The organism is Streptomyces sp. NPDC008125 (genome assembly GCF_042957125.1).
Lineage (GTDB): Bacteria > Actinomycetota > Actinomycetes > Streptomycetales > Streptomycetaceae > Streptomyces.
In genome coordinates this window covers 31,767-51,823 of record NZ_JBIBHR010000015.1, presented here as the reverse complement: position 1 = coordinate 51,823, position 20,057 = coordinate 31,767, and the positions used below count along the sequence as shown (strand labels likewise).

Annotated in this window: 15 protein-coding genes; 3 read left to right on the top strand and 12 right to left on the bottom strand. The window is 71.4% G+C overall.

Features of this window, described 5'->3' with window-relative positions; translation table 11 throughout:
- Window positions 1–171 precede the first annotated feature (171 nt).
- The 6 genes from whiA to uvrA all read right to left on the bottom strand — a co-directional run bounded on the left by whiA (window position 172) and on the right by uvrA (window position 9,205).
- Window positions 172–1,161, bottom strand: a complete 990-nt coding sequence (whiA, locus tag ACFZAX_RS24475; protein ID WP_266703180.1) for a DNA-binding protein WhiA — start codon at window positions 1,159–1,161, stop codon at window positions 172–174.
- The gene (yvcK, locus tag ACFZAX_RS24470; protein ID WP_390964157.1) at window positions 1,152–2,186 is read right to left on the bottom strand and encodes a uridine diphosphate-N-acetylglucosamine-binding protein YvcK; all 1,035 of its coding nucleotides are present in this window, start codon (window positions 2,184–2,186) and stop codon (window positions 1,152–1,154) included. The genes whiA and yvcK overlap by 10 nt, the downstream gene beginning before the upstream one ends.
- A complete protein-coding gene (gene rapZ, locus ACFZAX_RS24465) occupies window positions 2,183–3,160 on the bottom strand; it encodes an RNase adapter RapZ (RefSeq protein WP_390964155.1) in 978 nt (325 codons plus the stop codon). Before rapZ ends, yvcK begins: the two co-directional genes overlap by 4 nt.
- Entirely contained in the window at window positions 3,157–5,301 is a 2,145-nt protein-coding gene (gene uvrC / locus ACFZAX_RS24460) for an excinuclease ABC subunit UvrC (protein ID WP_390964153.1), read from the bottom strand. The genes rapZ and uvrC overlap by 4 nt, the downstream gene beginning before the upstream one ends.
- A 101-nt stretch (window positions 5,302–5,402) precedes the next feature.
- Window positions 5,403–5,831, bottom strand: a complete 429-nt coding sequence (locus ACFZAX_RS24455) for a Rieske (2Fe-2S) protein (RefSeq protein WP_386889323.1) — start codon at window positions 5,829–5,831, stop codon at window positions 5,403–5,405.
- Window positions 5,832–6,166: 335 nt separating this feature from the next.
- Entirely contained in the window at window positions 6,167–9,205 is a 3,039-nt protein-coding gene (gene uvrA, locus ACFZAX_RS24450; protein ID WP_390964150.1) for an excinuclease ABC subunit UvrA, read from the bottom strand.
- A gap of 176 nt (window positions 9,206–9,381) precedes the next feature.
- Here uvrA and ACFZAX_RS24445 point away from each other — a divergent pair, with 176 nt between their 5' ends.
- Both ACFZAX_RS24445 and ACFZAX_RS24440 read left to right on the top strand, forming a co-directional pair.
- On the top strand, window positions 9,382–10,071 hold the full coding sequence (locus tag ACFZAX_RS24445; protein ID WP_390964148.1) for a maleylpyruvate isomerase family mycothiol-dependent enzyme: 690 nt from the start codon (window positions 9,382–9,384) through the stop codon (window positions 10,069–10,071).
- 10 nt (window positions 10,072–10,081) lie between these two features.
- Complete coding sequence (locus ACFZAX_RS24440; RefSeq protein ID WP_390964146.1) at window positions 10,082–10,738, top strand: MBL fold metallo-hydrolase; 657 nt, start codon at window positions 10,082–10,084, stop codon at window positions 10,736–10,738.
- A gap of 96 nt (window positions 10,739–10,834) precedes the next feature.
- Here the strand turns inward: ACFZAX_RS24440 and ACFZAX_RS24435 are convergent, their stop codons facing one another.
- The 5 genes from ACFZAX_RS24435 to ACFZAX_RS24415 all read right to left on the bottom strand — a co-directional run bounded on the left by ACFZAX_RS24435 (window position 10,835) and on the right by ACFZAX_RS24415 (window position 18,275).
- Window positions 10,835–11,890 carry a TerC/Alx family metal homeostasis membrane protein gene (locus tag ACFZAX_RS24435; RefSeq protein WP_390964144.1) on the bottom strand — a complete coding sequence of 352 codons (1,056 nt, stop codon included), beginning with the start codon at window positions 11,888–11,890 and terminating at the stop codon, window positions 10,835–10,837.
- Window positions 11,891–12,237: 347 nt separating this feature from the next.
- Window positions 12,238–14,193: a TerD family protein gene (locus ACFZAX_RS24430; protein WP_390964142.1), complete on the bottom strand. Its 1,956-nt coding sequence runs from the start codon at window positions 14,191–14,193 to the stop codon at window positions 12,238–12,240.
- 260 nt (window positions 14,194–14,453) lie between these two features.
- On the bottom strand, window positions 14,454–15,032 hold the full coding sequence (locus ACFZAX_RS24425) for a TerD family protein (protein ID WP_390964140.1): 579 nt from the start codon (window positions 15,030–15,032) through the stop codon (window positions 14,454–14,456).
- Between the two features lie 150 nt (window positions 15,033–15,182).
- Window positions 15,183–17,324, bottom strand: coding sequence for an excinuclease ABC subunit UvrB (uvrB, locus tag ACFZAX_RS24420; protein WP_390964138.1), 2,142 nt, complete (start codon window positions 17,322–17,324; stop codon window positions 15,183–15,185).
- Between the two features lie 39 nt (window positions 17,325–17,363).
- A complete protein-coding gene (locus tag ACFZAX_RS24415; RefSeq protein ID WP_390964136.1) occupies window positions 17,364–18,275 on the bottom strand; it encodes an MHYT domain-containing protein in 912 nt (303 codons plus the stop codon).
- 460 nt (window positions 18,276–18,735) lie between these two features.
- Between ACFZAX_RS24415 and ACFZAX_RS24410 the strand changes: the two genes are divergently transcribed.
- A complete protein-coding gene (locus ACFZAX_RS24410; protein ID WP_390964134.1) occupies window positions 18,736–19,281 on the top strand; it encodes a methylated-DNA--[protein]-cysteine S-methyltransferase in 546 nt (181 codons plus the stop codon).
- Between the two features lie 88 nt (window positions 19,282–19,369).
- On the opposite strand, the gene ACFZAX_RS24405 is transcribed toward ACFZAX_RS24410, so the two are convergent.
- A complete protein-coding gene (locus ACFZAX_RS24405) occupies window positions 19,370–20,017 on the bottom strand; it encodes a uridine kinase (protein WP_390964132.1) in 648 nt (215 codons plus the stop codon).
- Window positions 20,018–20,057 lie beyond the last annotated feature (40 nt).

Genomic DNA, 20,057 nt, shown 5'->3' with positions numbered 1-20,057 from the left:
CCCGCACCGGCCCCCGCCGCCCGCCCCCGGCCCACGTCGGGCGCTCCGCCCCGCGCTCCGCGCGCGCCCCGGCCGGTGTCTTCTCCGGACAGCGAAAAAGCCGCCGCCGGCGTCTCCGTGGAGGGAGCGCCGGCGGCGGCCGTATACGACAGGGGTCCCGCCGCGCCGGTCTCAGCCGACCAGGCCGTCCGCCATCTCCTCGCTGAGGGTGGACTCGGTACCCGGGATGCCGAGGTCCTGGGCCCGCTTGTCGGCCATCGCCAGGAGCCGGCGGATGCGCCCGGCGACGGCGTCCTTGGTCAGCGGCGGATCGGCGAGCGCGCCCAGTTCCTCCAGCGAGGCCTGCTTGTGCTCCATGCGCAGCCGGCCGGCGGCGGCGAGGTGCTCGGGGACCTCCTCGCCCAGGATCTCCAGGGCGCGGCCCACGCGGGCACCGGCGGCCACGGCGGCGCGGGCGGAGCGGCGGAGGTTGGCGTCGTCGAAGTTGGCGAGCCGGTTGGCGGTCGCCCGGACCTCGCGCCGCATCCGGCGCTCCTCCCAGGCCAGTACGGACTCGTGGGCGCCGAGGCGGGTCAGCAGGGCGCCGATCGCGTCGCCGTCGCGGACCACCACGCGGTCGACCCCGCGGACCTCGCGGGCCTTCGCGGCGATGGAGAGCCGGCGTGCGGCCCCGACCAGCGCGAGCGCCGCCTCGGGACCGGGGCAGGTGACCTCCAGCGAGGAGGACCTGCCCGGCTCGGTGAGCGAGCCGTGCGCCAGGAAGGCCCCGCGCCAGGCCGCCTCGGCGTCGCAGGTGGCCCCCGAGACCACCTGCGGGGGCAGCCCGCGAATGGGACGGCCCCGGCCGTCCACCAGACCGGTCTGGCGGGCCAGCTGGTCGCCGCCGGCCACGACACGTACGACGTACCGGGAGCCGCGCCGCAGCCCGCCGGGGGCCATCACGATCAGCTCCGAGGCGTGCCCGAAGATCTCCAGGATGTCGCGCTTGAGCCGGCGGGCCGCCATCGCGGTGTCCAGCTCCGCCTCGATCACGATCCGGCCGCTCACCAGGTGGAGCCCGCCCGCGAAGCGGAGGATCGCGGAGACCTCCGCCTTCCTGCAGCAGGTCCGGGTGACGGGAAGCCGAGAGATTTCGTCCTTCACCGCTGGCGTCATCGCCATGGGCCGATCCTTCCATGCATCCGAAAAATACGGTCGTACGCGGCGGCCAGCAGCTCCGGATCATGAATCGGAACACCGTCCGGCGAGGCCACAGGCGCCAGCTCCACTGCGGCACCGAGCCGCTTGGCGGCATCGGCGAGGGACTCGCGGTCAGGCACGGCGGCCTCGTCGGCCAGCACCACGTCCAAGGCGAGTTTAGGGGCGTGTCGCCCCAAAACCTCCAAATGACGCTGCGGGGAGAAGCCATCTGTTTCACCGGGTTGCGGCGCGAGGTTCAGCGAGAGCACCTTGCGGGCCTTCGTCGCGACCAGCGCGTCGAGCAGATCCGGGACCAGCAGATGGGGAATGACCGAGGAGAACCAGGAGCCGGGTCCGAGCACCACCCAGTCCGCGTCCAGGACGGCCTCCACCGCCTCCGGGACGGCGGGCGGGGCGTGCGGCACCACCTGCACGGACTGCACCTCGCCCGGGGTGAGCGCCACCGTCGCCTGGCCGCGAACGGTCACGATCGCGTCGGGGCGGTCCGGCTCGTGGCCCCTGACCTGAGCCTGGAGTTCCAGCGGCACGGCGGACATGGGCAGCACCCGGCCGTGCGCGCCGAGCAGCGTGCCGACCAGGTCGAGGGCCTGGACGTGGTCGCCGAGCTGTTCCCAGAGCGCCACGATCAGCAGGTTGCCGACCGCGTGCCCGTGCAGGTCGCCCCGGGACTCGAAGCGGTGCTGGGTGACCCTGGCCCAGGTCTGCCCCCAGTCGTCGTCCCCGCAGAGCGCCGCGAGGGCCTTGCGGAGGTCGCCGGGCGGGAGCACCCCGAACTCGTCGCGGAGCCGGCCGCTGGACCCGCCGTCGTCGGCGACGGTGACGACGGCCGTCAGATCGCCGGTGATCCGGCGCAGCGCGGTCAGCGAGGCGGAGAGCCCATGGCCGCCGCCGAGGGCGACGACCTTCGGCGGGCCGCCGCGCCTTCGCCCGGAGCGGAGTGAGCCCGCTCGGCTCAGCCTCCGCAGCCGAAGGTTGACGCTGGTCACTCGCGCCCCATGTCCCGGTGGACGAGGACGGTCTCGATCCCTTCGGCCGCGAGACGGGCGGAGAGCTTCTCCGACATCGCGACGGAGCGGTGCTTACCGCCCGTGCAGCCGACCGCGATGGTCACGTAGCGCTTGCCCTCGCGGCGGTAACCGGCGGCGACGAGCTGGAGCAGCTCGGTGTACTGGTTGAGGAACTCCTTGGCGCCCGGCTGGTCGAAGACGTACGCGGACACCTCCTCGTTCAGGCCGGTGAAGGGGCGCAGCTCGGGCACCCAGTGCGGGTTCGGCAGGAAGCGGCAGTCGACCACGAGGTCGGCGTCGACCGGCAGGCCGTACTTGTAGCCGAACGACATCACCGTGGCGCGCAGCTCCGGCTCCTGGTCGCCGGCGAACTGGGCGTCCATCTTGGCGCGCAGCTCGTGGACGTTGAGGCTGGAGGTGTCGATGACCAGGTCGGCGTCGCCGCGCAGCTCGCGCAGCAGGTCGCGCTCGGCCGCGATGCCGTCGACGATGCGGCCGTCGTCCTGGAGGGGGTGGGGGCGGCGGACGGATTCGAACCGGCGGACCAGGGCGTCGTCCGAGGACTCCAGGAAGACGATCCGGCGGGTGACGTGCTTGGTCTCCAGGTCCGCCAGGGACTCGCGGAGGTTGTCGAAGAAGCGGCGTCCGCGCACGTCCACGACGACGGCGATCCGGGCCACGTTGCCCTGCGAGCGCGCGCCGAGTTCGACCATGGTCGGGATCAGCGCGGGCGGGAGGTTGTCGACGACGAACCAGCCGAGGTCCTCCAGACACTTCGCGGCGGTGGACCGGCCGGCGCCGGACATCCCGGAGATGATCACCAGTTCGGGGATGGCCGCCGTGACGACGTCGCCCGTCTCGGTGGTGGTGCCCGTGCTCACGTGTGCCGCTCCGTCTGTTCGGTCCGGGTCCGGTCGGGTGGGTTCCGCTTGGCGGTGGTCATGGTCGGTCATGGCGTGCCCCCGTCGTTCTCGTCAATGATCTCTCCTGTGGCCGTGTTCACGGCGGGTGCGGCCGGGGCGGCCGTGGCGAGGGCCGCGGCCACCGACTCCGCGGTCCTGCGGCCTATCCCCTGTACCTCGCAGATCTCGTCGATTGTCGCCTGTCGCAGCTTCTTGACGGAGCCGAAATGCTTGAGCAGGGCGAGTTTCCGGCTCTCGCCGAGGCCTGCGACGCCGTCCAGCGGGCTGCTGCGGACCCGCTTGGCCCGCTTGGCACGCTGATAGGTGATGGCGAAGCGGTGGGCCTCGTCACGGACGCGCTGAAGGAGGTAGAGGCCCTCGCTGGAGCGGGGCAGCACGACGGGATCGTCATCGTCGGGCAGCCAGACCTCTTCGAGGCGCTTGGCGAGGCCGCAGACGGCGATGTCGTCGATGCCCAGCTCGTCCAGGGCCCGCTTCGCGGCGGCCACCTGGGGCTGCCCGCCGTCGACCACGACGAGCTGCGGCGGGTAGGCGAACCGCTTGGGGCGGCCGTCGTCCTCACGCGGCTCGGTGTCCTCGCGGAGGGCGGTGTCCTCGCGGGGAGCGGTGTCCTGACGGAGGGCGGCGTCCTCGCGCGGCTCGGTGTCGTCGTGGAGTGCGCGCGGCTGCGGCTCGATGGAGGCGGGGGCGCTGTCCTGCGGGGCATCGCCTCGGTGCGGGCCCGCTTCGGAGGCGTCCGCTCCGGGCGTCTCCTCCCACTCCCCCAGGCGCTCCTTCTCCTGGAGGTAGCGGCGGAACCGGCGGCCGATCACCTCGTGCATCGACCGGACGTCGTCCTGGCCCTCGAACCCCTTGATCTGGAAGCGGCGGTACTCGCTCTTGCGGGCGAGGCCGTCCTCGAAGACGACCATCGACGCGACGACGTCGTCGCCCTGGAGGTGGGAGATGTCGTAGCACTCGATGCGCAGGGGGGCGGTGTCGAGGCCGAGCGCCTCGGCGATCTCCTCCAGGGCCCGGGAGCGGGTGGTCAGGTCGGAGGCGCGCTTGGTCTTGTGCAGGCCGAGGGCCTGCTGGGCGTTGCGCTGGACCGTGGCCATCAGGTCCTTCTTGTCGCCGCGCTGCGGGATGCGCAGGCTGACCTGGGAGCCCCTGCGGTGGGCGAGCCACTCGGAGACCGCGTCGGGGTCCTCGGGCAGGGCAGGGACGAGGACCTCCTTGGGTACGGAGTCGCCGGTCTCCTCCCCGTACAGCTGCTGGAGGGCGTGCTCGACGAGACCGGAGGTGTCGACGGCCTCGACCTTGTCGGTGACCCAGCCGCGCTGTCCGCGCACCCGGCCGCCGCGCACGTGGAAGATCTGGACGGCCGCCTCCAGCTCGTCCTCGGCGACGGCGATGAGGTCCGCGTCGGTGGCGTCGGCGAGCACGACGGCGCTCTTCTCCATGGCCCGTCGGAGCGCCCCGATGTCGTCCCGGAGGCGGGCGGCGCGCTCGTACTCCATGTCCTCGGCCGCGAGCATCATCTCCTTCTCCAGGCGGCGCATGTAGGCGCCGGTGCGGCCGGCCATGAAGTCGCAGAACTCTTCGGCGAGTTCGCGGTGCTCCTGGGGGCTGACGCGGCCGACGCACGGCGCCGAGCACTTGCCGATGTAACCGAGCAGGCACGGACGGCCGGTGCGGGCGGCGTTCTTGAAGACCCCGGCGGAGCAGGTACGGACGGGGAAGACGCGGAGCATCAGGTCGACGGTCTCGCGGATCGCCCAGGCGTGGCCGTACGGGCCGAAGTAGCGCACGCCCTTCTTCTTGGCGCCGCGCATGACCTGGACCCGGGGGAACTCCTCGTTGAGGGTGACCGCGAGGTACGGGTAGCTCTTGTCGTCCCGGTACTTGACGTTGAACCGGGGGTCGTACTCCTTGATCCAGGAGTACTCCAGCTGCAGCGCCTCGACCTCGGTGGAGACGACCGTCCACTCCACGGAGGCCGCCGTGGTCACCATGGTGCGGGTGCGCGGGTGGAGGCCGGCCAGGTCCTGGAAGTAGTTGGCGAGGCGCTGGCGTAGGTTCTTCGCCTTGCCGACGTAGATCACCCGGCGGTGCTCGTCGCGGAACTTGTAGACCCCCGGGGAGTCGGGGATCTGTCCCGGCTTGGGGCGGTAGCTGGAGGGGTCTGCCATGTCTCACACCCTACTTCCGGCCGGTGACACCCGGGGGTGCCGTCCGCACGGTGCCGGTGCTCGCCGTCCGCCCCGGCCGTCGGGGCCCCTGCCGCCCTGGGTCAGGCGCCGGGCCCGGCCACGAGCCGGCCGCCCTCCGCGCTGACCGGGACGGCGGGCAGCGGCACGGTGGCCGGGCCCTGGATGACCTCGCCGGTCGTGGTGTCGAAGATGCTGCCGTGGCAGGGGCAGTGCCCCTCGTTCTTCTCGATCTTGGCCAGTACGCAGCCGGCGTGGGTGCACTGGGCGCTGAAGGCCTTGTACTGCCCCTTCGCCGGGCAGGTCACCAGGAGGCGCTGCTCCCGGTAGAGCTTCGACCCGCCGACCGGGACGGCGTCCGCCGCGCCGAGGTCCACCGGCGCGGTCGGGGTGGGGTTCTGGGCGTGGCCGAGCTTGGACTCCGTGGAGCAGGCAGCCGCTCCCAGCCCGGCGGCACCGGCGAGCGCGGCACCCTTCAGCACGGTGCGGCGGGTGGCGGGCAAGCCGGACATCGCGGTCTCCACGGAGGTCGGTGGTACGGGGCGTGCGGGAAAGCGCACACGGAGGTACGGGCGTCGCGGGCCGGTGGGACGACGGGGCGCCCGGCCGGGGCGCACGACGACAGAACCGACGATACCGGCGGAGATCGGCGCCCCGGCGCCCGGGTCCGGGGCACGGGAACGGGACGTGGGATCGGGACATGGGATCGGGCACGGGCACGGGGGTCGGGCCGACGGGCCCCCGTGGCCCCGTGGCCCCGTTTGGCCCGGGCAGGACGCGGTACGGCCCGCCGGGGTGCCTCCTCCCGGGCGGGACGGAGCACCTCGGCGGGCCGTACCAAGGCACGTCAGGCCTTGCGGGCGCGGGTCGCCTTCTTGGCCGCGGGCTTCTTCGCGGCCGGCTGCTTCGCCGTGACGGCGGCCGTGGCCGTCCGCCGGGCGGGGGCGGCCTGGGCGGCGACCGTCTTCTTGGCGACGGTCTTCCTGGCTGCCGCCTTGCGCGCCGGCTTGCGCACGGAGGGCACGGCCGCCTCGTTGATCCGGTCGGTGTCCAGAACGTCCTGGAGGAACTTCCCGGTGTGGCTGGCGGGCACGGCTGCCACCTGCTCCGGGGTGCCTTCGGCGACCACCAGACCGCCGCCGTTGCCTCCTTCGGGGCCCATGTCGATGACCCAGTCCGCCGTCTTGATCACATCGAGGTTGTGCTCGATGACGACGACGGAGTTGCCCTTGTCGACCAGCCCGGAGAGAACCTTGATCAGCTTGCTGATGTCCTCGAAGTGCAGACCGGTGGTCGGCTCGTCCAGGACGTAGACCGTGCGGCCGGTGGAGCGCTTCTGGAGCTCGCTCGCCAGCTTCACGCGCTGCGCCTCGCCACCGGAGAGCGTCGGCGCGGACTGCCCGAGCCGGACGTATCCGAGGCCGACCTCGTTGAGGGTACGCAGGTGCCTCGCGATGGTCGGGACGGCCTCGAAGAACTCCAGGCCCTCCTCGATGGGCATGTCCAGCACCTCGGCGATGGACTTGCCCTTGTAGTGGACCTCCAGGGTCTCCCGGTTGTACCGGGCGCCGTGGCAGACCTCGCACGGCACGTACACGTCGGGCAGGAAGTTCATCTCGATCTTGATGGTGCCGTCGCCCGAGCAGTTCTCGCAGCGCCCGCCCTTCACGTTGAAGGAGAAGCGGCCCGGCAGATAGCCGCGCACCTTCGCCTCCATCGTCTCCGCGAAGAGCTTGCGGACGTGGTCGAAGACTCCGGTGTACGTCGCCGGGTTGGACCGGGGGGTCCGCCCGATGGGCGACTGGTCGACGTGGACCACCTTGTCCACGAGGTCGTCCCCGTCCACCCGGGTGTGCCGGCCGGGGACGGACTTGGCGCCGTTGAGCTCACGGGCGAGGTGGGTGTAGAGGATGTCGTTGACCAGGGTGGACTTGCCGGACCCGGAGACCCCGGTGACGGCCGTGAGGACGCCCAGCGGGAAGGAGACGTCGATGTCCTGGAGGTTGTTCTCCCGGGCGCCGTGGACGGTGAGCCGTCGGCCCGGGTCCACCGGGCGACGGACGTCGGGGACGGTGATCTCCCGCTTCCCCGAGAGGTACTGGCCGGTGATGGACTGCTTGTTGGCCAGCAGATCCTTCAGCGATCCGGAGTGGACCACCTTGCCGCCGTGCTCCCCCGCGCCGGGGCCGATGTCCACGACCCAGTCCGCGACCTTGATCGTGTCCTCGTCGTGCTCCACCACGATGAGCGTGTTGCCCATGTCGCGGAGCCTGACCAGGGTCTCGATCAGCCGGTGGTTGTCGCGCTGGTGCAGGCCGATGGACGGCTCGTCCAGTACGTACAGCACGCCGACCAGGCCGGAGCCGATCTGGGTGGCGAGGCGGATGCGCTGGGCCTCGCCGCCGGACAGGGTGCCGGCCGCGCGGTTCAGCGAGAGGTAGTCCAGGCCGACGTCGACGAGGAACCTCAGCCGCTCGTTGACCTCCTTGAGGACCCGCTCGGCGATCTTCTTGTCGCGGGCGTTGAGCTTCAGCCGGCCGAGGAACTCGGCGCAGTCGCTGATCGACATCGCGGCGACCTCGGCGATGGACTTCTCCATCACCGTGACCGCGAGGACGATCGGCTTGAGGCGGGTGCCCTCACAGGTCGGGCAGGGCACCTCGCGCATGTACCCCTCGAAGCGCTCCCGGCTGGAGTCGCTCTCGGCCTCGGAGTGGCGCCGCTTGACGAACTGGACCGCGCCCTCGAAGGACGGTGTGGTGTAGGCGCGCTCGCGGCCGTACCGGTTGCGGTAGCGCACCTCGGTCTTGATCTTGTGGCCGTGGAGCAGGGCCTTCTTGGCGCGCTGCGGCAGGCCTGCCCACGGGATGTCCGTACGGAAGCCGAGGGCCTCGGCGAGCGCGCCGATCAGACGGCCGAAGTATTCCTTGGTGTGGCCGTGCGACCACGGATGGATGGCCCCCTCGTCCAGCGACTTCTCCTCGTCCGGGACGACGAGCTCGGCGTCGACCTCCATGCGGGTGCCGATGCCGGTGCAGTCGGGGCAGGCGCCGAAGGGCGAGTTGAAGGAGAAGGAGCGGGGCTCCAGCTCCTCGAAGGAGAGGTCGTCGTACGGGCAGTAGAGGTGCTCGGAGAACATCCGCTCGCGCTCGGGGTCGTCCTCGGGGAGGTCGACGAAGTCGAGCACGACCATGCCGCCGGAGAGGCCGAGGGCCGTCTCCACCGAGTCGGTGAGCCGGCGCTTGGCGCTGTCCTTCACCGTGAGGCGGTCGATGACCACCTCGATGGTGTGCTTCTCCTGCTTCTTCAGCGTGGGGGGCTCGGAGAGCTGGATGGTGGCGCCGTCCACCCGGGCACGGCTGTATCCCTTGGTCTGGAGGTCGGCGAAGAGGTCGACGAACTCACCCTTGCGCTCACGGACCAGTGGGGAGAGCACCTGGAAGCGGCTTCCCTCGGGCAGGCCGAGGACCTTGTCCACGATCGCCTGCGGCGACTGGCGGGAGATCGGCCGCCGGCACTCGGGGCAGTGCGGCTTGCCGATCCGGGCGAAGAGCAGGCGGAGGTAGTCGTAGACCTCCGTGATGGTGCCGACCGTCGAGCGCGGGTTGCGCGAGGTCGACTTCTGGTCGATGGAGACGGCGGGCGAGAGACCTTCGATGAAGTCGACGTCCGGCTTGTCCATCTGGCCGAGGAACTGCCGGGCGTACGAGGAGAGCGACTCGACGTAGCGCCGCTGCCCCTCGGCGAAGATCGTGTCGAACGCGAGGGAGGACTTGCCCGACCCGGACAGCCCGGTGAAGACGATGAGGGAGTCACGGGGCAGGTCGAGCGAGACGTTCTTCAGGTTGTGCTCGCGCGCGCCACGGACGATGAGACGGTCGGCCACGCCGGTCCGCACCTTTCTTGAGAGAAACGGGGGGAACTGAGCCCCCTGTCCAGGGTATGGGGGGCGCCACAGCGGTGTTGAAAGGTTTCGACTTCGAGCGTATAGCACGCACATTCGATTTCCGGCCGGCCGTAACCTCCTTCACCCGAACGAGTGGCGGGGCTACGCTCGGTCGCATGAGCGATCATGTGCGCGACCTGGCATCTGTACGCGGAGCTACGGAACGGCTGCTCGCAGCTGCGGAATTATGGGACGAATCCACCGTTCCCGCACCGTCCCGACTGCCCGGTTGGAGCCGGGGCCATGTCCTGGCCCACCTGTCACGTAACGCCGACGCGCTCCGAAATGTTCTCCGCGGACTCCCGATGTACGCGGGCGGCGAAATCCGGGACCGCGAGATCGAGGCCGGCGCGCCCCGGCCGCTCGCCGAGCAGCTGGCCGATCTGCGCGCGAGCACCGAGCGGTTCCTTGCCGAGGCGGCCCTGCCCGCCGACTGGTCACGCACCGTGCAGCTGCGCAACGGGGTGACGGACTCCGCCTCCGAGCTGCCGTTCCGCCGCTGGGCCGAGATCGAGCTGCACCACGTCGACCTCGGCGCGGGGTACGAGCTGGAGGATCTGCCGGAGGACTTCACGGTCCGGGAGACCGACTTCCTGGCGGAGCGCTTCGTGCGCCATCCGCAGGTGGTCTCCACCGGCATCCGGTCCGGGGACGGCCGCCTCCGGACCACGGGCGGCGGCGCGGACGGCCCGCACGTCGTGGTCAGCGGGTCGGACGCGGAGCTGCTGGGGTGGCTCTCGGGCCGCCGTGACGGCTCGGCGCTGACCGTGGAGGGCGGTCCCCTCCCCGTACTGCCGCCGCTATAGGCTGCCGCCCATGACCTACAGCGGAGCGGTGCGGGTCGGCGGACCCGCGGACGTGCACGAGCTGACCGACCTGATGATCTCCAAGGTCGCGGTCGGCCCGACGAACAACAACGCCTACCTGCTGCGCTGCCGGGCCACCGGCGAGCAGCTCCTCATCGACGCCGCCGACGAGGCGGACACCCTGCTGCGGCTCGTCGGCGAGGACGGCATCGCCTCCGTGGTCACCACGCACCGGCACGGTGACCACTGGCAGGCCCTGGCCGAGGTGGTGGCCGCCACCGGCGCCGTCACGTACGCCGGCCGGTACGACGCCGAGGGCATCCCGGTCCCGACCGCCGTACTCGTGGAGGACGGCGACACCATCCGGGTCGGCGAGGTCGTTCTGACCGCCCGCCATCTGGTCGGCCACACCCCGGGCTCCATCGCGCTGGTCTACGACGACCCGCACGGGGCTCCGCACCTCTTCACCGGCGACTGCCTCTTCCCCGGCGGCATCGGCAACACCCGCAAGGACCCCGAGGCCTTCGCGAGCCTGCTCCACGACGTGGAGACCAAGCTCTTCGACCAGCTGCCCGACGAGACCTGGGTCTACCCGGGCCACGGCCACGACACCACGCTCGGCGACGAGCGCGGACAGCTCCCGGAGTGGCGCGCCCGGGGCTGGTGACGGTCCCCGACGAATGGGGGCGCCCCGGTACCGAGCCGGTACCGGGGCGCCCCCCGTTCGTCCTCGCGGAGTGGGGCGGAGACGGGGTGGTGCGCGTCAGCCGCCGACGCTGCTGCTGCCCTTGCGGGACTCGGACGCGGGGTCCGGCTCGGACGCGGGGTCGGACCCGGACGCCGGACCGGACCCGTTGGCTCCGGCCTCCGCCGCAGCCGCCTGCCTCCGGCTCGCGATCAGGCTGGTGATGGTGGTGATCACCAGGACGCCGCAGATGACGGAGAGCGAGAGCGGGACCGAGATCTCCGGGACGTGCAGGCCCGATTCGTGCAGCGCGTGCAGCACCAGCTTGACGCCGATGAAGCCGAGGATCACCGAGAGCCCGTAGCTGAGGTGGACCAGCTTCTTCAGCAGGCCGCCGATGAGGAAGTACAGCTGGCGCAGGCCCATCAGCGCGAACGCGTTGGCCGTGAAGACGATGTACGGGTCCTGGGTCAGGCCGAAGATCGCGGGGATGGAGTCGAGGGCGAACAGCACGTCGGTGGTGCCGATCGCGAGCATGACGACCATCAGCGGGGTCATGACGCGCTTGCCGTTGTTCCGGATGAAGAGCTTGGTGCCGTGGTACCGGTCGGCGACGCCGAAGCGGTGCTCGATGGACTTGAGGAGCCGGTTCTCCTCGAACTCGTCCTCCTCCTCGTCGGCCCGCGCCTCCTGGATCAGCTTCCACGCCGTGTAGATCAGGAACGCGCCGAAGATGTAGAAGACCCAGGAGAAGTTGGCGATGACGGCCGCGCCCGCGGCGATGAAGACCGTCCGGAGCACCAGTGCGATCAGCACCCCGACCAGCAGCACCCGCTGCTGGAGCTGGGAGGGCACCGAGAACTTCGCCATGATCAGGACGAAGACGAAGAGGTTGTCGACGCTCAGCGATTTCTCGGTGATGAAGCCGGCGAAGAACTCACCGGCGGACTGGCTGTTGCCGAAGACCAGCAGGCCCAGGCCGAAGAGGGCCGCCAGCGTGATCCAGACGACCGTCCAGATACCGGCTTCCTTGGTCGACACGTCATGAGGCTTGCGCCCGATGAAGAAGTCGACGGCGATGAGGGCGGCCAGACCGAGAATGGTCAGCACCCAGAGGGTCCATGAAACGTCCACTGCGCCTCCGGCAGTTCGCTACGGCTACTGATCAGCGTCGTCGCTGCCGGAGGTCTCTTCCACCCGGGCGCACGGGATGTGCGCCGGGCCGGCGCCCCGGGACCGGTCACAGTCCGTACTGACGGGAACGCCACGTGTGGGAATACTCCCCTCCGTCCAAGAAACGGTACAGGAAGACCCAAGAAAAGGTAAAGAGAATGGCAAAGGAGAATCAAAAGACCCTGGTCCGTGACGTCCTACTGCGTTAGCGCGACCACCCTCCCGGCGCCCGCGTCCCTACGACGCGTCGGCGCGGCCCCTTCCGGGCCCCCCTGGCCCTGCGACACGCGTGCTTCGGGCCGCGCGCTTCAGTGGCCCCCGGCCCGCCGCGCCTCGGACACCGCGGCCAGCACCTCCTCCAGGATCCGGCTGCCCTGTGGCACCCGAGGGGGTTCGTACGTCCACACGTGCCGCACCCAGGGGTCGGCGAGGTGGTCACCGGCGAGCGGGGTGAGCCGGAGGAGCCCTCGCCAGAACGGCGCGAGGACAGGCCCGTACGCGGACGCCTCCTCCTGGTCCGCGACCAGCAGCAGGTGCACCCCGACCGAGGGGCCCTCCTCGGCGAGATAGCGCAGCCGGGTGATCGCGCGGTCGTCGAAGCCGTGGGGGAAGTCATTGACGACGAGCAGCTGTCCGGCGGGGTCGAGACCGGGCGGCAGTGCGTCGGCGGCACCCGCCCGCACCGCCATCTGGACCAGGTCGACGCGTCGGGTGAGGTGATCGAGGACGGCGTCGACCCCTGCGGCTCCCCGCGTCGGCGGCCCGGCGAGCACACCGGCCCGGATCAGCGGCGCGAGGGCGGCGGCACCGGTCCCCGCCGGGTCGATGACCTGGAGCGACATCTCCCCCGCCGGGTACGCGGCGAGCAGCCGTACGGCGTGGGCGACGGCGCTGTCCAGCGCGAGGCGCTTGCGCTCCGTGCCGTCCAGCAGGAGATCGGCACCCGATTCGCTCCGCCCCGCGTCGATCCACAGCCCGCGCTCCAGGGGGAGCCGGACCAGCAGCGGAATGCGCAGCTCGGGGCACTCGGGCAGATGGACGTCACCGAGCCGCAGGGCCCAGGGCTGTCCGGCCGGGGCCCGGCGGGTGTGCCAGACGGGGCTGTCCCAGCCGGCGCAGGCGGCCGGGAGCGCGGGCTCCACCACCTCGGACTCGGCCACCAGTTGGGCGAGGTCCCGGTCGAGCACCTCCCGGGCTCGGGCGACCAGCTCGTCGCGTTTCGCCCTGGCCTCCTCGCGTGCGGCGTCCCCCGCCCCGCCGATGCGGTTGCGCGGGTCGGACAGAGCGCGGTCGAGCTCGGCCTCCAACCGCGTCTCCGCGAAGTCGACGGCGCCCCGGTAGGCGGCGACGCTGCGGGCCAGGTCCTCGAACATGCCCCAGACCTGGTGGTAGAGCCGCTCGTCCAGGGTGTGGCCCGCGGCGTCCCCGGCCACCGGTGCGGCGGGCCCGGAGGGCTCGGCGGAGGGGGCGGTCGCGGAGGGCGGGGCTGACGCGGCACGCGGGGTGGTCGCGGATGCGGTGGGTACGGCGGCCGGGGTGGTTTGGCGGCGCGGGTGCGCGTAGTCGATGCGGCCGCCGGGCGGGATCACCGCCGCGTCCGCCTCCGTACCGACACCCACACCCACACCGGCACCGGCACCCGCACCGGCCTGCGACTCCGCTCCGGTGGGCGGAGTGGCGTGCGGGACGGCGGGTCCGGCCTGGGCGGGGACGAGGGGGTCCGCGGCCGCCTCCTGGATCAGGGCTGCCAGTGCCTCCGCTCCGGTCAAGCCCTGGTCGGCGAGCATGCCCGCGAGTCCGGAGGCGTACCCCTGGCCCACGGCGCGTACCTTCCAGGCACCGGCGCGACGGTAGAACTCCAGGGCGCTGACTGCTGTCTCGGTGTCGAGCCCGGTGAGGGTGAAGTCGGCGATCCCGGTGCCGTCGGGCCCGTTCACGGCCACGCGAGGGGCGGCGACCGCGCCGAACCCGGCAGGGGTGCCGGGCGTCCGGGGAAGCGCGAGGAGGACGGTGACCCGGTGCACCTCCCCGGGCAGGGCATCGAGGTCGAGAGCGAGCCGGTGCTCGAAGGCGGCACGCCGGGGCACCTCGACGCCGGGCAGCCGGGGCTCCCCCGGGTGGGCGACCCAGGCGGCGCCCCGTACGGTGCCCCGCTCGTCGGAGAGAGCGGCTCCGGCCACGACGGGCGAGCCCGCCGTCACCCGGACCTCCAGGCGGGTGGAAGGCAGCGGATGGTTCTGCCCCCGGACGAGTTCGGCCGTCATTGCCCTGTCCCCTTGCTGCGTGACGTGTCGGTGCCTGAGCGCGCGCATGAGCGTGTCCGCGTGCGTGCGTGTGCGTATGCGTATGCCTGCGTGTACGTGTGCGTGCCCTCGCGGGGTGCGCCCCGGGTACGCGCAACTCCCGGCGGCGGGAGCCTCCGGGAGTTGGGTGGACCCGTGGGCCCGTGGGTTCTGTCCGGTTCCGCCGGTCCCGTCCCGCCGCGCGCGGCGGTGGTCCGGACGGGTTCTTCGGCGGGTGGCCGTCAGAGGTGCGGCAGGATCGCGGGCATCAGGTCCTGGAACGTGCGGCCGTTGGCCGGAGTGCCGAGGGCCGTCATCTGCCAGCCGGCGCCCGCCCGGTGCACCTTCGCCATGATCTGGGCGGTGTACTGGCCACCGCCGTCGAGCGTGTAGCGAGCCAGTTCCTGGCCGTTGGTCTCGTCGACGATGCGGCAGAAGGCGTTCTGCACTTCCTGGAACGTCTGCCCGGTGAAGCTGTTCACCGTGAAGACGATCTGATCGATGTGGACCGGGACCCTCGCCAGGTCCACCAGGATCGCCTCGTCGTCGCCGCCCGATCCGGCGCCGCCCACGAGGTTGTCACCGGTGTGCTTGACCGAGCCGTCGTCGCTCACCAGATGGCGGAAGAACACCACGTCCACCGGCTGCTTGTCGGCGAACAGGACCGCCGAGGCGTCCAGGTCGATCTCCCGCGTGCGCGATCCGAAGAAACCGCGGCGCGCCGCCGCCTTCCAGCCGAGCCCCATCCGCACCGCGGTCAGGGTTCCCCCGTCCTGCTTCTGCAGACTGATCGCCTGGCCCTTGGTCATGTTGACCGTCACGCGCTGTCCCCTCTCCGCGTTGCTCCGCGTCGTGCTCCGCAACCGTCCGTATGCGGTTTCCCCGCACCCTACGCATGGCGCCCGCACCGGAACCCGGTCCGGTGCGTTCTGTGTCGTTCTTGCAACACGGGGAGGACATCTCCCCGCGCATCAGGCGATCCCGGCCTCCTTCATCTGCCGCAGCTCCTTCTTCAATTCGCCCACCTCGTCGCGCAGACGTGCGGCGACCTCGAACTGGAGGTCGGCGGCGGCGGCCCGCATCCGCTCGGTCATCTCCTCGATGATCCCGGACAGCTCCTCGGCGGGCCGGTCGCTGGTCACCGCGCCCCTGGCACGGGTCTTCCCGGAGTCGGCCTTGACCTCCCCGGCCTTGCTCGCCTTGCCGCCGAGCGACGGCACCGGGGCCTTGGCGCCCTTGGTCTGCCGGTACCCGGTGCCGAGGAGCTGCTCGGTGTCGACCTCCTCGCGGGCGATGGAGGCGACGATGTCGTTGATCTTCTTGCGCAGCGGCTGCGGGTCGATGCCGCGCTCGGTGTTGTACGCGATCTGCTTCTCGCGGCGCCGGTTGGTCTCGTCGATGGCCTGCGCCATGGCGGGGGTGATCTTGTCCGCGTACATGTGGACCTGGCCGGAGACGTTGCGCGCCGCGCGTCCGATCGTCTGGATGAGCGAGGTCGCGGAGCGCAGGAACCCCTGCTTGTCGGCGTCGAGGATCGCCACCAGCGACACCTCGGGCAGGTCGAGCCCCTCCCGCAGGAGGTTGATGCCGACCAGGACGTCGTACTCGCCGGAGCGCAGTTCGCGCAACAGCTCGATGCGGCGCAGGGTGTCGACGTCGCTGTGGAGGTACCGGACCTGGATGCCGAGTTCCAGGAAGTAGTCGGTGAGGTCCTCGGACATCTTCTTGGTGAGGGTGGTGACGAGGACCCGCTCGTCGCGTTCGGTGCGGGTCCGGATCTCGTGCACGAGGTCGTCGATCTGGCCCTCGGTGGGCTTGACGACGATCTCCGGGTCGACCAGCCCGGTCGGGCGGATGATCTGCTCGACGAAGCCGTCGCCGCGCGAGAGCTCGTAGTTGCCCGGGGTGGCGGAGAGGTAGACGGTCTGGCCGATCCGCTCCTGGAACTCCTCCCACTTCAGGGGGCGGTTGTCCAGGGCGGACGGCAGGCGGAAGCCGTGGTCGACGAGGGTCCGCTTGCGGGAGGCGTCGCCCTCGTACATCGCGCCGATCTGCGGCACCGTGACGTGAGACTCGTCCAGCACCAGCAGGAAGTCCTCGGGGAAGTAGTCGAGGAGGGTGTTCGGGGCGGTGCCGGGCGAGCGGCCGTCGAAGTGCATCGAGTAGTTCTCGACGCCGGAGCAGGTGCCGATCTGACGGAGCATCTCGATGTCGTACGTGGTGCGCATGCGGAGCCGCTGGGCCTCCAGCATCTTGCCCTGCTTCTCCATGGTGGCCAGCCGCTCCTCCAGCTCCTGCTCGATGCCGGTGATCGCCTTCTCCATGCGCTCGGGACCGGCGACGTAGTGGGTGGCGGGGAAGACGTGCAGCGAGGTGTCCTCGCTGATCACCTCGCCGGTGAGCGGGTGGAGGGTGGAGAGCGCCTCGATCTCGTCGCCGAACATCTCGATGCGGACGGCGAGCTCCTCGTAGACCGGGAAGATCTCGATCGTGTCGCCGCGCACCCGGAAGGTGCCGCGGGTGAAGGCGAGGTCGTTGCGGGTGTACTGGATCTCGACGAACCGGCGCAGCAGCTGGTCGCGGTCGATCTCGTCGCCGACCTTGAGCTGGATCATGCGGTCGACGTACTCCTGCGGGGTACCGAGACCGTAGATGCAGGAGACGGAGGCGACGACGACGACGTCCCGCCGGGTGAGCAGGGAGTTCGTCGCGGAGTGGCGCAGCCGCTCGACCTCCTCGTTGATCGAGGAGTCCTTCTCGATGTAGGTGTCCGACTGCGGGACGTACGCCTCGGGCTGGTAGTAGTCGTAGTACGAGACGAAGTACTCGACGGCGTTGTTGGGCAGCAGTTCGCGGAACTCGTTGGCCAGCTGCGCCGCCAGCGTCTTGTTGGGCGCCATGACGAGGGTCGGCCGCTGGAGCTTCTCGATCATCCAGGCGGTGGTCGCCGACTTGCCGGTGCCGGTCGCGCCGAGCAGGACGACATCCTTCTCACCTGCCCTGACGCGCTTGTCGAGCTCGGCGATGGCCGTCGGCTGGTCACCGCTGGGCTGGTAGGGGCTGACGACCTCGAAAGGTGCCACCGAACGTTCGATCTTCGAAACGGGCCGCATGCATCCACCGTACGACCCGCCAGTGACAACGGCTGCTGATCAGGGTCGCCGGGGCCTGTGGGCGCTGTCGAACGCGGGCTCGGCCGCGGTGTCGCCGCGGCGCTGGACCGGGATTCCACGCCGGTCGGTGCCGGTCTGCGTCCGGCGGGAGGCGTCGTCCGGGCCGGGGTCGCCTCCGACGATCAGCGGGTCGAACAGCACGATCACCCCCGCGAGCAGCAGGAAGGCCAGCGGCCCGACGAGGAGTGGTACGAGGATCGAGCCGATCGGTTCGCTCCCGGACGCGTCGGCGGCGCCGGAGACCAGGTGGACGCGGAGGGCGGCCATGCCGGTGTAGTGCATGCCGCTCACGGCGGCCCCCATCACGACGCCGGCGCCCAGGCTCGGCAGGAGACCGTGGAGGGAGACGGCCGCCCAGAGCGCGACGGTGGCGGCGACCACGGCGATGACGACGGAGAGGACCACGGTGGCCGTCGAGTAGGCGAACCGCCCGTGGAAGGCGATGGCCGCCATGCCCAGGTAGTGCATGGAGGCCACCCCCAGGCCGGTGATGGTGCCGCCGGTGACCAGGGCCAGCGGCGTCGCTCCCCGGTATCCCACGATGAAGATGCCGATACCGACCATGACGATCGCCACCGCGAGGCTCGCGTACATCAGCGTCCGGTCGTACGTGATCGGGACTTCGTCGATGCGGAAGCCCATCATCGCGATGAAGTGCATCGTCCATATCCCGGAGCCGATGGACGTGGAACCGAGGGCGAGCCATCCGGCCCGGTACGGGCGGCCGGTCCGGTCCGGGCCTGCCGTCCGGATCGGGCCGGTCCCGCCGGGTGGGGTGCCGACGGACCGGGCGGTGCAGCGCAGTCCCAGCGCGGCACCGAGGCAGGCCATGAGGAAGGCCGCGACGGGAGTCACGAGGCCGTAGGAGAAGCCGTCGACTGTGCCCTGCATGCTGGATACGCCCTTCACGAAAACGCGGTGCTGGTGGTGCTCTGCCGGTCGGCGGGCGGGCCGGGGGCCCATGGCTTCCGCCGACCGGGGAAGCCGCCGGTCGCCGCCGGACCGGTGCTGTTCCTCGGTCGAAGGATCGGGGCGCGCGGTCCACGGTGGCGCCTCCGGAGGACCCGGAGTTCCGCCGGAACCCGGGAACCCCGGCAAGCGAACACAAGGGCGGCATTTTATCGCCCGTGAGCTGGGACGGTGGCGAAAAGGGCGCCCATGATCGGGTCCTCACCACTTCTCCCCCGGGTGAGGGCGACCGTCACAATCCTGCGACTCCTCGTGCACCCCGGCGTGCGCCCCTCACGCCCCGGCGGACCATACGCGTACGAGGCTCGCACGTCACGGATCCCAGGGCCCGGGGCCGCCCGTGGCACCGGCGCTGTCAGTGATGGGCACTACCGTTCTCAGTATGACGAACGGCGCCCTCCGGGTGGAGTGGTCGGTGGTGGCGAGCCCCATCGGGCCCCTGATGCTCGCCGCGACCGGCACCGGCCTGGTCTCGGTGGCCTTCCACGCGCGTCCTCCGGTGCGTGACCGGACTCTGGCGATGCTCAGGGACAGGCTCGGCGCGGAGCCGGTGGAGGGCGGTGGCTCGACCGCGCCCGCCGCTGCGGGCCGTCTGCTCGACGCCTATTTCGACGGCACGCTGCGGGCATTCGACCTGCCGCTGGACTGGTCGTTGACCTCGGGCTTCCACCGGAGGGTCCTCCAGGAGCTCGCCACCGGCGTCCCCTACGGCTCCGTCGTCGGTTACGGGGAACTGGCCGCCCGGGTGGACAGACCCGACGGGGCGCAGGCGGTGGGGGCGGCCATGGGGGCCAATCCACTGCCGGTCGTGGTGCCCTGCCACCGGGTGGTGGAGAGCGACGGCGGGCTCGGCGGGTTCGGCGGCGGGCTGGAGACGAAGAGGCGGCTGCTGGAGCTGGAGGGCGTGCTGCCCCAGCCGTTGTTCTGACAGCGGCCCAGCCGTTGTTCCGTCGCTGACCCGGACCTGGCCCAACACCGCCCCAGACCTGGTTCCGAGGCCGTCCCGGCCGGGCGCCTCACTCCCGGTCCCCGAGCCCTGTCCAGGCCGGGTGGCGGGGGTCGTCCGCGCGGACGACGGCGTCGGCCCGGTCGGCGGGGGCGGTCTCCTCCTCGTACCGCGCGAAGGCGGGCAGGGTCCACAGCGCCTGCTCGTCCGTGCGGCGCCGCAACGCGCCCGGCGAGAGCCTCAGATGGACCGAGAGGTCGAAGGGGTACCACTGCCCCAGCAGCAACGGTCCGTGCAGCACCAGTACCCCGCCTTCGGGGAGCTCGTGGTACGGGCTGCGGGTGGCCCGGTCGGTGACCGGGTCCCACAGGTCCGGCAGGACCCGTCCGCCGCCGCCCGTTTCCAGCGGCCCGAACACCTCGCGCCAGAGCGCTCCGGTGTCGAACCAGCCCCGCGCGTACGAGTCGGGGTCCCGTTTGCCGTACTCGTACCGCAGGCTCGCCGGGCGCAGGAATCCCTCGGTGGACACGACGAGTACGGCACGCCCGCGCAGTCGCAGGGCCTGGGCGAGGCGTTCGGCCAACGGGCCGGTGCCCGCGGCGGGGGCGCCGTCGACACCGATCCTGAGCCAGGGCCCGCCGCCGTCCGGGCTCAGCCCGTCCGCGTGCGCGGCGAGGGCCTCGGCCAGCCGGTCCCAGGTGATCGCTTCGTATCGCACCCGCCCATCATCCACCGGGCCTCGCGCCCCCGGGCCGGTG